This window comes from Acidobacterium sp. FHG110202_01 (assembly GCF_059115305.1).
Window position 1 is genome coordinate 160,282 of sequence record NZ_JBZYWJ010000010.1, and the last position, 15,050, is coordinate 175,331.

8 protein-coding genes are annotated in these 15,050 nt (G+C 54.1%); 5 read left to right on the top strand and 3 right to left on the bottom strand.

Annotated elements, in window-relative coordinates:
• Window positions 1-69 precede the first annotated feature (69 nt).
• The 4 genes from AC5S16_RS20330 to AC5S16_RS20345 all read left to right on the top strand — a co-directional run bounded on the left by AC5S16_RS20330 (window position 70) and on the right by AC5S16_RS20345 (window position 6,941).
• Entirely contained in the window at window positions 70-1,302 is a 1,233-nt protein-coding gene (locus AC5S16_RS20330; protein ID WP_493931943.1) for a CehA/McbA family metallohydrolase, read from the top strand.
• Window positions 1,303-1,313: 11 nt separating this feature from the next.
• Window positions 1,314-3,884, top strand: coding sequence for a bifunctional YncE family protein/alkaline phosphatase family protein (locus AC5S16_RS20335; RefSeq protein WP_493931944.1), 2,571 nt, complete (start codon window positions 1,314-1,316; stop codon window positions 3,882-3,884).
• A 251-nt stretch (window positions 3,885-4,135) separates the two neighbouring features.
• Window positions 4,136-5,176, top strand: a complete 1,041-nt coding sequence (locus tag AC5S16_RS20340) for a LacI family DNA-binding transcriptional regulator (RefSeq protein WP_493931945.1) — start codon at window positions 4,136-4,138, stop codon at window positions 5,174-5,176.
• 73 nt (window positions 5,177-5,249) lie between these two features.
• Window positions 5,250-6,941 (top strand): glycoside hydrolase family 2 protein, encoded by a 1,692-nt coding sequence (locus AC5S16_RS20345; RefSeq protein WP_493931946.1) that lies wholly within the window; start codon window positions 5,250-5,252, stop codon window positions 6,939-6,941.
• Window position 6,942: 1 nt separating this feature from the next.
• Here the strand turns inward: AC5S16_RS20345 and AC5S16_RS20350 are convergent, their stop codons facing one another.
• The 3 genes from AC5S16_RS20350 to AC5S16_RS20360 all read right to left on the bottom strand — a co-directional run bounded on the left by AC5S16_RS20350 (window position 6,943) and on the right by AC5S16_RS20360 (window position 11,228).
• Entirely contained in the window at window positions 6,943-8,166 is a 1,224-nt protein-coding gene (locus tag AC5S16_RS20350; protein ID WP_493931947.1) for an MFS transporter, read from the bottom strand.
• 8 nt (window positions 8,167-8,174) lie between these two features.
• Window positions 8,175-10,427, bottom strand: coding sequence for an FAD-dependent oxidoreductase (locus AC5S16_RS20355; RefSeq protein ID WP_493931948.1), 2,253 nt, complete (start codon window positions 10,425-10,427; stop codon window positions 8,175-8,177).
• A 96-nt stretch (window positions 10,428-10,523) separates the two neighbouring features.
• Complete coding sequence (locus tag AC5S16_RS20360; protein WP_493931949.1) at window positions 10,524-11,228, bottom strand: GDSL-type esterase/lipase family protein; 705 nt, start codon at window positions 11,226-11,228, stop codon at window positions 10,524-10,526.
• 343 nt (window positions 11,229-11,571) lie between these two features.
• On the opposite strand from AC5S16_RS20360, the gene AC5S16_RS20365 reads away from it, so the two are divergent.
• On the top strand, window positions 11,572-14,934 hold the full coding sequence (locus tag AC5S16_RS20365; protein ID WP_493931950.1) for an outer membrane beta-barrel protein: 3,363 nt from the start codon (window positions 11,572-11,574) through the stop codon (window positions 14,932-14,934).
• Window positions 14,935-15,050 lie beyond the last annotated feature (116 nt).

Genomic DNA, 15,050 nt, shown 5'->3' on the forward strand with positions numbered 1-15,050 from the left:
ACGGGATTATTTCCAAAATCAGGCGAGACAAAACAAAAACTATTTTCTTTACAGTCTCGGAGTCATGAAGTGAGTGTTCAAAATATTTCTGCGCATTTTTCACGCCGCTGGCTTCTGAAAGGAGCCGCAGGTCTTGCCGCCGGCACTGCTGCCAAAGCATCTATGCTGGGGCAAGCAACCCATGTCAATCCGTGGGCCCCGGTTGAACCGGGTTTGCTGCCGCCAATCGCCAGCCTTACGAATGGTATGTGGCTTAAGGGCGATCTCCACATACACTCGCGGCACAGCAAAGATTCCAGCAATAATCCTGAAGCGAAAATTATTGGCTTCTCTGAATCCGTTGGAATGGATTACCTCTGCATTACAGACCATGACAACCATGTACAGGGCGATGTTGCGCACAATACATGGACAGATCCGGAATTCAGATCGGACTCGGTCGTGCTTCTCTATGGCGCGGAGTGGACTACTACTCGCGGTCACGGCAATGTCTTCTCCGCCAGGCCATACGATCACCAGCGACTCTATGATGTCCGCGACCAGCGCGATATCGTCATCGGAGCGATCAAGAAAGAGCTTGGGATTCATTTGTCGGCTAACCATCCCAGCGGAAAAGATCATTTCGGATTCTCGTACGATATGGTCGATTCGATCGAAGTCTGGAATTCCGCCCTCTGGTCCAAAAATGCGAATGCGATCATGATCTGGGACGACATGCTGTCGTCAGGGCGTAAGCTCACCGGCAGAGGAGGAAGCGACTCTCATCACGGCACTCCGGACACACCCGATCAGGCGACAAAGAACACGCCTCAGAGGCAAGCAAACTATGTTGGGACTCCTACAACCTGGGTCTTTGCCACAGCGCGGACTCGGCAGGCTGTCGTGGACGCGTTGACCAATGGAAGGGCCTGCGTCAGCGCAAATCCATATGCTCCGCGCGTCGAGTTCTATGCCGATCTTGACCAGGACGGCAAGATGGACATGATGATGGGCGATAACACCAGGTCCACAGGCAAGCCTGTAAAGTTTCGTGTCCAGCTAACGGGGAAGACGGTTCCGGATGCCTCCTACACCGTGAACGTGGTGAAAGACGGCAACAAATTCAACACCTACCAGGCCAGCGGAAAAATGCCCATCGCCGAGTTTACGGATACACCAGCAGACATAGGCCGAACCTACTATCGTGTCGAAGTTCATGGACCGGCCACTCCCTATCAGCAGGTTCCCGATTCAACGAAGTACAACGGGGACATGGTCGGATTGTCAAATCCAATCTATTTCAACTTCGACCCTAATTTCTGAGGCTATGGCACATGACTATGCGACCGACTATCGTCCGTGCAATCGCAATCCTGATGCTTGTTGAAGGCCTTATGTATTCAGCGGGCGGGCAGGTATCTACGACGCCAGAGCCGCGAACATCACCTCGACCGATTGGAGAAGCAACCCAGCAGGGTCCGAAACGTATAGAGGGTGGATTTGACCTGCCGAATGGATGGCGAATCACTCCGGCAGGCACAGCGATCGCAACGACGGGTGACCTGGTGTTGAATACTGTCGTATCTCCTGACGGTAAAGTCATGGTGGCGACGCATTCCGGTTATCAGCCGCACGGTATCGACGTCATCGATGTGAAAACGCGCAAGGTCACCCAGCAGATTCCGCTCAAGACAACGTGGCTGGGGCTGGCCTGGTCATCAGACGGGCACACATTGTATGTCTCAGGAGGCAATGCCACAGGCGCCAAGAACATTGCGTGGAGCATGGCGCCTGTATATGAATTTACCTACAAGGATGGTAGACTCAGCGATCAACCTACGGGAGAGTTGGTGGAAACAATCCCTCCAGAAAAAGTCTGGTGGTCCGGGGTGGCTTATCTGCCCGGAAAGCATTGGATCTATGCCGCCAATCGCGGGACAGGTCTGGGGCCCAGCAACGTTGTAGTGTTCGATGCCCAAACCCGGCAGATCCTGACGCGCATCCCTGTGGAGATCAACCCATACGCAACGGTTCTCAGCAGAGATGGACGAAGGCTGTTCGTTTCAAACTGGTCGAGCGAGAGTGTGAGCGTGATCGATACCGAGACGAACCAGGTGATTCGCACGCTGCACGTGGGCATGAATCCGAATGATATGAAGCTCTCAGCAGACGGTCGTCTGTTTGTGGCCTGCTCCAATGACAATTCCATCCACGTCATAGACACAAAAACGCTTGAAGTCGTGGAGCGGCTCTCCACGACTTTGACGCCGCTTGCACCTGAAGGGTCCACTCCGGATGCACTCGAGATCGACGAACGCCGCAAGCTTCTTTACGTGGCAAATGCCGACAACAACTCAATTGCTGTGATTCGGATCGCAGAACGCGGACGCAGTGCCGTGATCGGCTTCATTCCTACCGGCTGGTATCCATCGGCCCTTGCGCTGGCAGACAATGGCAATACGCTGTTCATTGGAAACAGCAAAGGAGAAGAGGGGCATCCGGATCTCAAAGGCGTCGGGAGTCCTCTGGCTTCGAAATGGTACGGTGACGAGACAGTCAAGACTCTTCAAAAGAGCAGCATTGAAGCATTGTCTGCCGTTAACCTGCGGCAGAATCTCCCGGGATGGACGCATGAGGTAATTGAAAACACTCCTTACAGCGACTCGCTGCTCTCAGAGGCAAGGCCGCCTAAAGAACCTACGATTCTTCCGCGCGAGGTCGGCGTCGACACTCCCATCAAGCATGTGATCTACATCATCAAGGAAAACCGCACCTACGATCAGGAATTCGGCGATTTCAAGGGCGCCAATGGAGATCCGCGACTGACCATCTTTGGCGAAGACGTAACGCCTAACCAGCATGCCCTTGCAAAACAATATGTGATCCTGGATAACCTGTACTGTGACGGTGAAGTAAGTGTCGATGGCCACTCATGGTCAGACTCGGCGTATGCTACGGACTTCAACGAACGCTACTGGCCGCCTACTTATGCGGGGCGGAGCAATGCGGCGCGAGCTCGTGCATACGTGCCATCCGCAGGACATCTGTGGGATCTGGCAGCTCGTAAAGGGTTGACCTACCGCTCCTATGGTGAATACGCATCTCGAGCCAGCACCGGAACCACTATGGATGCGGCTCCTGGCGTGGGCGGGCTGGTAGGCCATGTGTCCGCCGATTATCTTGGATCACGCCAGCGCGACACTGCCAACGTTGCTGTGTTCCTGAGAGAGTTCAGCGAATACGAGAAGAACTATGACAGCTCCGATCCAAACAAACGTCTTCCCAATTTCATCGTGATGAGCATGCCCGAGGATCACACGCATGGCACGGCTCGTGGATCGTTCACTCCTCAGGCGATGGTTGCAAACAATGATTTCGCCATCGGCCAACTGGTTGATGCCGTCAGTCACAGCCGCTATTGGCCAAACACGGCAATCTTCATCATCGAAGATGACGGACAGGATGGGCCGGACCACGTCGATGCGCGCCGGACTGTTGGTCTGGTGCTGAGTCCTTTCGTTAAGCGTGGAGTCGTCGACAGCACGCTATATTCCACAAGTTCAATGGTAAGGTCCATCGAGCTGTTGTTGGGTTTGCCGCCTATGAGTCAATACGACGCGGCAGCCATGCCCATGTATGCGTCCTTTGGAACTACGGCGCAGGTGACCCCATTCAACGTTATTCGGCCGAAAATCGACGTCAACGCGAAAAATAAGGATGGTGATTACGGATCTGACGAGAGCAGCAGGATGGATTTTTCTGATGTCGACAGGGCGCCGATGCATGCGCTCAATGAGATCATCTGGAAAAGCATCAAGGGTACTGATTCCACCATGCCGCCCCCAGTGCATCGGTTCCGCCCACTCATCGATGCCGGGGATATTGCAGCAAAAGACAATGACTAGCGGTCCGATCGGAGCTTGAATATTAACCGCCAGGTCGGCACAGCGGAAGTGGCTGTACCAGGGTATTACCGGAAAACCAGAATAGTTCTCAACTCAGAACTGGGCACTATTTAGCAATGGGAATTCCTTCTAATCAGGAGTGGATAATCTTCTCTTGGTTGGCAGATCTGCCGACCAAAAACAAGCGCGGAAAACCCGTTGCCCCAGTCATGCACTAATATGAAAACTTGAATCGTTCCGGTTCAATGAGCATGGTGAGATCGAACTCAGCGCCCAGATTATCTGACATTGCAAAGCGTGCGGGGGTCTCTGTCGCAGCTGTTTCCATTGCCTTAAACAAGTCGGGGTCTACGCGGGTCAGCGCTGAGCGGCGGAAAAAGATTCTTAACATTGCTGAAGAACTGGGTTATTCGCCCAATGAACTGGCAAAGGCGCTCGCCGAGCGGAAGACAAGGCTGCTGGGGCTGGTTGTACCCCTGCGCGACCCGATCTTTTTCAATCAGTTCATTGCGCAGGCACTCTCCGGTATCCAAAGCACGCTCATGCGACGTGGATACAATCTGCTGATATTTTCTCCTTCCGGCAAACCAGGGAGGGCCACGCGCGACCAGATCCTCGAAAGCCGATTCACCGACGGTCTTATTTTCATCAATACCCGCTCCTGCACAACGCAGGATGTGAATGAAACCATTGAGGAGCTGCAGCGCGCGGAAATTAAGTTCTCCATGATCAATTCCTACTATGGCCGCGCGCCTATCAACTATGTGGGAGTCGATGATGCTGCCATCGGCAAAGCTGCGGCGGAGTATCTGGTGAGCCGCGGCCATAGACGCATCGCATTTCTCAGCGGACTGGCCACGCTACCCGCGCACCAGCGCCTGGTCGCTGGCTTGCGGCGCGGCCTGGAAGAGCATGGCCTGTCTCTGCCGGCAGACCGCATTGGCTGTTCCGCCTACGAGGCGGGCAGAGCGTACGCCATTCTCGATACCTGGTTCTCCTCGAAACGGTATCGTCCAACGGCTGTCTTTACGGCCGATGACCAGCTCACTGTCTATCTTTATGACTACGCGGAACAGCGCGGTCTTTCGCTGCCGCAGGACGTCTCCGTGCTGAGCCGCAGTAACTCGAGCTCAGGCGACCACCTGCGCCCCAGGCCGACCATGCTGGCCATCCCTACTTTTCGTATGGGAGAGATTGCGACCGATCTTCTGATTGACTCCATTGAAAGTACGGGCATACAGCCGCAGCGCGTGCTTCTTCCCTATGAGCTTCTGCCCGGCACTACAGCCTGAATGATTGACATTCGTCAATTAAATGAATTAAACGGTTAACCTCTCCTAAATTTAATTTTGAGGGGTATCTTCTGTGCTAATTCGCCTGCTGATGATGTGCCTGCTGAGCTGCGCTGTGGCTCATGCCGCGACTTCCATTGACCTGAGCGGTTCAGGCTGGAGTTTCCGCACGACTTTGGAGCCGGCATCTCATCCGGTGACAGTGCCGCACTGCTGGCCTGTCGAATCAGGATATGAGAAGTACATAGGCCATGCATTGTATGAACGCGATTTCGATGCTCCGGAGATCAGCAAAGGCAGGATCGTTCGCCTTCACTTTGATGCGGTCTATGATGTTGCCCAGGTCTGGTTGAATGGCAAGCAACTCGGCACGCACGAAGGGGGCTACACGGCATTTGAGTTCGATGTGACCCACTTACTGAGGCCGGGCAAAAACCATTTGCTCATTGATGTCGATAACACTCCGACGCTCACATCCATCCCGTCTTTAGCAACGAGCCAGTCGTCTTCAGGAACTGACGGGCGTATCACCATTGTGGGCTGGATGCCCTATGGCGGCATCGTTCGTCCTGTGAGCCTGCTGGTCAGCGATGCCACGTACCTGCGTGGCGCAAAGATTGACGCCAGGCCAGATCTTAAGACAGGTACAGCTTTGATCACTGCCCGCGTATGGTTGCATAATGCGAGTGACACAGCTGCCTCTTCAACAATCACGGCAACAATTGCCGGAATGAAAGCCACGTTTCCCGTAACGCATGTTCCGGCGAATGGGAATGCTGAAGCAGTGTGGACAGGAAGCCTGAAAAATGCCCATCTGTGGAGTGTCCGCGATCCCTTTCTTTACGATGCTGACCTCTCTATTCCGGGGGATTCGCTACATGCCCACATCGGCGTTCGACAGATTGAAGTGCAGGGAACACAGCTTCTGTTGAATGGAAAGCCTGTGCATCTCTTCGGCGCGAACCGTGTCTCTGACGATCCCAAAGAAGGCCTGCGCGAGTCGGATGCAATTATTGAGCGAGATATGAGCGACATGCTCGCAGACAACATGCGCATGATGCGCATTGCTCACTATCCGCAGGCGCAGGCGCTGCTGGATTTTGCTGACAAACACGGAATGCTGATTATTGCTGAAGCCGGCAACTGGAACATGGGCTCAGGGCAGATGGCGGACCCAGGAATTCGCGCCAGGTTCAAGAAGCAGATGCAGGAGATGATGGAGGCCGATTGGAACCATCCATCAGTGATTGCATGGAGCGTCGGCAACGAATACGAGTCCTATACAAAAGATGGCATTGCATGGACACACGATATGCGCGTTTTCGCACTCGGGCTTGATCCAACACGTCTCATCACCTTTGCCTCGCGCTATACAGGTGATCCGTCTGTGAAAACCGGAGCTGACGAGGCCAGCCAGTATTCGGATTTCGTATCGATGAATGCCTACGGAAACTATGCAAAACGGTTTGACCGGGTGCACGAGCTCTATCCCGATAAGCCGGTCTTTCTTACAGAATTCGGCAAGATGGGTGAACCTGGATTGCATGACCCGGAGCGCATCGCCGAGATTACGACCGCGGTGAATACTATCAAAGAGCGCCCGTGGATGATTGGAGGATCGTTGTGGACGTGGAATGACTACCGCTCGCTCATCAAGGGAACTCCGGCAAATGGAATACGGCCGTGGGGCGTTGTGACTGTAGACCGTGAGCGTCGGGACAGCTGGAAGGCAGTGCAGAAACTTTTTGCTACTGAGTTGCCTTAGGCTAGCGGGGATTTTCAGCCAGAGCCAGGCGGGGCTTGTCTCGAAACGCGGTCCAGAGCAAAGCGAGCGCGAGCGGATGCATGAAGGCCATAAGAAAGAACACAGGCTGATAACCGCCATGTGTGACAAAGTAAGCGACAATCTCACTCGAGACCATGCCGCCAAATGCGCTGCCTGCAGCCACCAGCCCTGCTGCCTTGCCCACCTGATCGAGCGGAAACACTTCAAGCAGAGTTGAAGTCAGGTTGATCAACCATGCCATGTGCGCCATGGCAACGATAGATGCAAACAGCATGGTGGTCATAATGTTCGGCGCGAAATATGCCAGCGGGCTCACTAATACGGCCACGGCTGAACAACTCATGGCGCGGCGATATGCAAGGCCGGGCTTCACGCCGTGACGAATGAATGCGCCTGAAAGCAGGCCGCCGGCGATGGTGCCGACTCCGGCTGCAGCATAGACCATCCATCCAAAGTGTGACATCTGTGCACTGGACAAGTGCCGCTCGCTCAACAGAAATTTCGGGAACCAGAAAAGATAGAAGTACCAGACCGGATCCGTCATGCCGCGGGCAATCATCAATTGCCATGTTTCAGGCCGCGCAATCACTTCACGAAAGACGCTTTGCGATGCTTTGCTTTGTTTTGCAATGGGACTTTTGTCACGATAGAGCCACCACCATATAGGAACCCAGAGAAGTCCAACTACCCCGTCTATCAGAAAGATGGATCTCCATGGAAGGTGCGATGTAATGCCGATGATGGTAGGAATCGCAACAATTGCACCCACCGTTGCGCCTGCAGTGTAGATGCCAATGGCAAGGCTGCGCCGTTTTTCGTCTAGAACTTCTCCAACAGCCTTGGGAGCAGCAACCCAAAGACCTGGCTCGCCAAGTCCTAAGCAGAAGCGCGCCAGCCCTAATAGAAAAACCGACGAGGCAAATGCAGTGGCTGCTTCAGCCACCGACCAGAAGGCCACAAATAATGCCATGCTTCTGCGCGTGCCTATCGCATCGCATATGAATCCGGAAAGAGCATACGCAAACGCAGAGGCCAGCAGGAAGAGGCTGACGATGTGTCCGTAGCCGGCATCGGAGAGATGCAACGCTTCCTGCATGCGCGGCGCCACCACAGACAGGCTTTGGCGATCAAAATAATTCAGCAGTCCTACAAGGAACAGCAGGGCAACAATTGTCCACGGGTTCGTACGCAGAGATCGAAGCACAGGGCCTTTCAGCGACAGGTGATGTTGAAGATAGCAGGCGGTGCAGATCCGTGCTCCAGCACTTCGATCTCTATGCCTCGCGTCGTTACAGGAAAATCAAGTTGAAGCTGCCAGCGGGTCTGGTGGTGTTCCTTTACGTCCGCAAGTGTTTTGCCCTCTTTTGTCTTTATACGAAATGCTGTAACGCATCCCGGCATCACGCGTTCAGGATGCGTGAGCAACACGGACTCCATCGAATGATCAAAATCCGTATCAAACGTGAGGCTGATCTCGTGAATCACGGCAGGTGCATTCCATGCGAGATGCAATTGCGGAACTGAATCGTCTGTGTCAGGCGCCCATGCATTCACACCGCACCATGGCCGTGCGAACCCATTTATCGCCATCTCCGGTCGATAAAGATCAATAGGTGGATCAAAGGATGCGGCAAGATTTCGGGCAGCAGGCCGGCGCTCAGGGAGCCAGAAGGCAAATGTATCAATTCCGGATCCTTCCGGAGGCATCTGCACCAGGCTTTTTGCAACAGATGCGTTCATCTTCTGCGACAAGGTCAGTACACCCGGGGCCTGCGCTTTACTCAGCTGCAAAACACCATCCGCGAACGGAGGAACAATGACGAATACATGCGAGTCCTCTGGAAGGCTTGCATGAAATTGAACTGGCACGCCGATATTTTCGCCTGCGCATACAGGCAGATCAACCGAGTCCAGCTGCACGTCCGGCGTTGTGTTTCCTGCACGAGAAGCGATCCACAACTCTGCATGCAGAGTTGTAGTCTTTGTGGCCTTGGCGTACAGCGTGATGCGTGGCATGGGCCCCTTTGCCACAGGAAGAAGCAGCGCATAGGGGCGCTCCGAAGTGCCTGTTTCACCGCTCGATGGCAGCTCAGCTAACTTAAAGTAGCTGCTGGCCGTGACCGTGGCTTTGCGCGCCAGATCATGTTCCCCCAAGTAGCGAACGCCGGGGATGTGCTGTCCTGCTTCCAGAAGCAGTTGCTGCAGAGTATGCATGCGCTCTGGATGAAGCAGATCGCGCGGTGAAAGATTATTCCGCCTGCAAAGCACAGCGGCCATGCCGGCCACTTGCCCGTTGCAGGCACACGTTGCCATCACGCGTGTGGAACCGAATGCAATGTGAGTCGTACTGATAAGCCTGCCGCTAAGGAAGAGGTTATCTATATTGCGGCTGTACATTGTGCGATACGGAATCTGATACACGCCCTTTGCATGCCATTGTGTACAGCCGGCCTGCGCGCTGAATACGCCATCTGCCGGATGCAGATCAATGGCCCAGCCGCCAAAGGACACGGCATCTTCAAAGGTGGCTTGTTCCACAATATGATTCTGGGTGAGCGTGATGTCGCCCACAAATCGGCGACTCTCGCGCTTGCCGGGAATGGTTCCCATCCACTCCAGAGTCAGATTTTCAGCGTCAGGAAAGTTTCCGGAGTTCTTGATGTAATTCCAGACACCATAGGCAACGCTCCAGAGTTCCCACTTAATCTCTTCTGTTTGCGCTACGGTGTCGAGAGCGCCGCCATACTCAAGCCACCATAAACGGCATCCTGTATCCGAAACGCGAAAATCGCGATACCGGGGAATCCTGGTGATGTCCGTCAGCGCAAAAGCCGGAGGCACATATTTCACGGGCCTCCCGGTATCGCGGCTGTAGAAGTAGAGTGAATGACCGAGCAGGGAATGTTCTGGGATAGGAGGAGCCATCCTTTCGCCGAATTCGCTTGCTGCTTCCGCGCCCATGCGGAACTCAGCGCCTGCAAGAAAACCGAGAATGCCGTCACCTGAGGCATCGACAAACAACGGCGCGTCGATGAGATATGACGTCTGGTTCTGGCTGTTAAAAGCGCGGACACATGCAATGTTGTGCGGGTCTTTCATATCCAGTTCATGAACCGCAGTGTTCAGCAACAGCGTGATGTTTGGTTCGCGCTTTACCCACTCAAGCACAATCGAATCAAAGATGATTGGATTGCCTTCCGGGTTTCTCCATATATTCTCAACAAGAATCTCGTCGATCACGCCGCCTTCGCGCGCCCACCGATTGTTGTTGCCCATGTGCGACGTCGCGCCCAGCACCCATAGCCGGACCTCGCTCGAAGAGTTGCCTCCAAGCACGGGACGGTCCTGGACCAGAATCACTTTGAGGCCTTTGCGTGCGGCAGTAATGGAGCAGCAAACGCCTGCCAGGCCTCCGCCAACGACGGCCAGATCAGCAGAAAAAGTTACCTGTCGAGGTTTCCTCATTCGGTCTCCGCGCATAGCGGTCCTGGCTACAGCTATGCCAGATATATATGAATATCTAAATGTTAAACGATAAACCTGTCCAGTCTGCTAGGGGCTTCAGTGGTATTTTTGCAATGCCTGTTCCACAACCGGGGCAAGAAGAGCATATCCCCGGTCATTCGGATGAACGCCATCGACAGTCAAGTCCTGCTTCATGTGGCCTTCTTTATCTGACAGGGGAGCATTCAGGTCGATCAGTGTCCAATGGTTGGCTCTGCATATATCAGCCAATAACCGGTTCAATTCCTGAATATGTTCTACCGTCCGCAAACCGGAGAGCGGCTTAAAACAATCGCAGGTTGGCGTCATCGCAGCGATAAAAACATCAAGTCCATGGGCGCGGGCCAGTTCGGCCATGGTTAGCATTCGGTCGCGTATCTCCTGCGGCGTAAATCCCAGCCGCATGTCGTTCGATCCGCCCTCCAGCACAACTGCCTGGGGATGCAAGGCCAGCACATCGCTTTGCAGGCGAAGCAGCAGCTGGGCCGTTGTTTGCCCCCCAATGCCGCGATTAATCCAGCCCGGATGCTCAAACCACTTTCCAGAGCGCTCTCCCCAATACTCCGTAATGGAATCACCGAGAAAGATGATGCGTACCGGTGTCCCGCTTTTCTGCAATGCGGCATTGGAATCGCGATATCGGAGTAACTGAGGGAAATCAGCCGCAGCAGAATTAGCAGCCGGAGCCGGGCTCTGTGCGAGTGTCCACAAAGGAGCAACAGCCAGCGTACAGAGTAGAAGCAGAAGGCATCTGACAGTCATAAGGCCTCGCAGGAGTTTCGCATCAAGAGGGAAAAAGGGCTGAGTAGCACATCGTTCCAAAAAATAGCTTGCCCTAGAGATTAAACGGTTGACAAGCCAGCTTTTTGCTACTTACGATTCTCGCGTCGTTTGTTTCCGGTGTCTTTTGGAAGACTTGCCTTATTTTAAGTTAAACGCTTTACATCGAGGCCGAAGCATTATGGAAGTTAAAGACGCATCTTTGCCAGCCGTTCCCCGCATTTTGTGCCGTACCACAGCTCTTAGGATCGCTTTTTTCACAGCATGTCTCCTTTTTGCAGGACCAGCCAACGCACAGCAGGACGTAGGCTATATCGGCGGCACAGTGACTGACCCAAGCAGCAGCGCCGTAGCGGATGCGAAAATTCACGTAGTGAATGACAGCACCGGGATTGCGCAGGACCTGGTCAGCAATGCCAGCGGGTACTATCAGACACAGCCAGTCGCTCCCGGCCGTTATACGGTGACCGTAACCATGTCGGGATTCAAGACATTTACGATTCACGACGTTGTGGTGGATGCCGCAGCACACGTGACATCCAATGCGCAGCTTGAGGTTGGCAGCGCAGAAACCAGCATCACCGTGGAGTCAACGCCACCAGCGCTTGATACGGTGGATGCGCAGATCGGCAACACGGTCGATACGCGCGCAGTGCAGCAACTTCCGGTAAACGGCCGCAGCGTACTCGCACTGGCTACGCTCAGCCCCGGCGTTGTTTCTGCCGCGGGAGCAACCAATCAGGGTTTCACGAACCGGGGAACGCAGGCATCCGCCATTCGTATTTCAGGCGGCGTAGCAGGCGGCAACAACAACCTGCTCGATGGCGTAAGCAACCTGCAGAACTATCTGGGCGAAGTGGCCATTAACATCAAGGCCGACTCGGTGCAGGAATTCAAAATCATGACAGGCGTCATTCCTGCGCAGTTTGGCTATACATCGGGCGGCGTGATCAATGTGGTCACGCGTTCAGGGTCGAACAGTTTTCACGGGTCGGCGTACGAATTCTTTCGCAACGATTATCTTGATGCCACCTTGGCCCTGCCCAAAACCACCAAGCCGGAGCTTCGCTTCAACAACTACGGCGGCACATTCGGCGGACCTATCCTCCGTGACCGTGCATTTTTCTTCGGGAACTATGAGGAATACCGGTATATTACCGGGGTGCCCGCTACTTACAGCGTGCCTACAGCGCAGGAGCGCAGCGGAGATTTCAGCGATGTAGGCCGCGTAGTGAATGGCACGTGCACTCCGTATACGCTTTACGATCCCAATACAGGCTCGGCATCGACCCAGCGCACAGCTTTCAATGGCAATAACATCTCTAACCGCCTGGATCCTGTCTCGGTCGCAGCGATGAACACGTTTATTCCAGCGCCGAACAATACAAATGGCGCGGATCCATGCACGCATGCCAACAACTACATCGCAAGTCCAAAATTGATTTCGAACGAGCGAACTATCCTGGGCCGCGTGGACTTCCGTGTTAGAGAGAAGGACAGCCTTTTTGCGCGTTACGCGTATTACCAGAACTACACCAACAACGGGAACCTTGGCTTCGGTCCGCTTTACTATCGAAATGACACGCTTACCAATTTCGATGCAATGCTTGCTGAGACGCATGTCTTTTCCCCCGCATTGCTCAATGACGTGCGTCTTTCCGTCCTGCGTTCGGATTTCCCGTTCCAGGCTGCTACCGCATTCCAAAATTACGCTGCAAAGCTGGGGCTGCCCGGGGTTGGCGGAGATGTCTCGCCTATTCTGAATATCTCAGGCGTTCCCGCGCTGAACGGAACTATCGGATTCCGCGCTTCCACCACAATTGAACTGCTTGACGATATTACGAAGAATGTTGGAGAGCACACACTCCACTTTGGCTTTGACGGGCGATTTGTAGAGGGCTACAACAATCAGTCCGGCAATGCAGCCGGCGCATACACCTTTACCGCAAACCAGACAGCACAGGGGACCGATACGGCCCTCACATCCACACCCCCGAATACGAATCTTGGGAACCCCTTTGCAAGTTTCCTGATTGGCTCAGTGCAAAGCGCCAGCGTTGGGCTGGCACGCGGCATTGCTTATCGTCAGTATCAGTTTGCCGGATACATCCAGGACGACTGGCATGCCAGCCAGCGATTCACTCTGAATGCCGGTCTTCGGTGGGACTATCAGCAGCAGCCCTATGAAAAGAAAAACGGTCTAGCCGACTTTGACATAACTCGCAGAAATCCGGTGACGGGATATCTGGGAGCAGTGCGATATGCAGGCGTCAATGGAGAAGGCAGCAACTTCGTTAAGGAGAACTGGAACGATTGGGGCCCGCGCCTGGGCTTTGCTCTTGTTCTTACAGAGGACAACAAGACGGTCATGCGCGGCGGCTATGCCATCTACTATCCAACCGTTGCCCAGGCGTCATACGACCAGGCCGCCGGAAATCCAAATGGATTCGGCACTGCAACCACGTCTTATTCTGCGCCTACGCCTTATGGCCAGGATTTCCAGTTTGCGAATGGAGTGCCTTCTCCTCCAACACCGCCTCTGGGATCTGCGGCAGGTCAAATTGCATATCGCGGACAGGTTGGGTACTACATCCTTCCTTCTGCCAGGACGCCTCAGTCCATGCAATACACGCTCACGATTTCGCGCGAGTTGCCATTCAGCACAGTGCTCGATGTTTCGTATCTTGGAAACCATGGCCGGTATTTCAACCTGGGCAATCTCGAGATCAATACACTCGACCCATCGTACTTCCCGCTCGGTCCTGCCTATCTCAATGCATTGGTGCCGAACCCATATGCAGGACAGATCCCGGAAAATAAGACGCTGAATGCAGCAACGATCACACGAGCAAACCTGTTGAAGCCCTATCCATATATGTCCAGCGTCCAGCAGAGCGACCCGCGTGCTTCGCACTTCGACAGTAACTTTCTTTATGTCACGCTGCAGCGCCGGGCCGCGGAAGGTCTGCAGTTTCAGGGAGCATACACTTACGGCAAACTCCTGACCCTGCCTATCTACAGTGATATTGCTACAACCACAGGCATCACGCAGACCGGTGGAGGCATTCAGAACTGGCATAACCTCGATGCGGATTACAGCGTGGATGCAATTGATGTGACGCATCGCGGTATCGTTGCCGTGCTATACGATCTTCCTTTTGGCAGAGGCCGCCGGTTCTTTAAAAACAGCAGTTCGCTCGTGGACCGCGTTATCGGCGGTCTGCAGTTCAATACAACCATGACGATAGAATCAGGCCGCCCGCTTGCATTTACCGGAGCAAACAACTCAGGCATTGCAACGCGTCCCAATATCAATGAACGGGCTCTGCGTCAGAAAGATTCAGCCTGCCTCGCCCAGGGAAAACTCTGCCGGTTTGCTTATGAGGCATTCACAAACCCGGTGAACTACAGCTTCGGCAACGCGCCGCGCTATTACTCGCATCTCCGCGCACCAGGTGTCTTCAACTTTGATATGTCCATCTTTAAGACGACGCGAATCACGGATAGCACCTCACTCGAGTTGCGGCTTGAAGCATTCAATGCCTTGAACCACACAAACCTCGGCATGCCGAATACCACATTCACCGGTTCCGGCGACAATGCGCCTAATACAAATAACCAGATGGGTGTAGTGACAACATCGCTGCCCCAACGGCAGATTCAGCTTGGCGCTAAGTTCCACTTTTAGGTTTGAGTAGAGTGCTTTTGGTGACTACTGCCGGAAACGCGACGGCTTTTTCTCTCTGGAGGTAGTGTGCTTTCATTTCGCCTGTCTTGCTTATTTGGAGTCGTACTGCTTACTAC

Coding starts and splice junctions, on each gene's coding strand:
- AC5S16_RS20355 (WP_493931948.1), bottom strand. CDS start 10,427: ATGAGGAAACCTCGACAGGTAACTTTTTCTGCTGATCTGGCCGTCGTT.
- AC5S16_RS20340 (WP_493931945.1), top strand. CDS start 4,136: ATGGTGAGATCGAACTCAGCGCCCAGATTATCTGACATTGCAAAGCGT.
- AC5S16_RS20335 (WP_493931944.1), top strand. CDS start 1,314: ATGACTATGCGACCGACTATCGTCCGTGCAATCGCAATCCTGATGCTT.
- AC5S16_RS20360 (WP_493931949.1), bottom strand. CDS start 11,228: ATGACTGTCAGATGCCTTCTGCTTCTACTCTGTACGCTGGCTGTTGCT.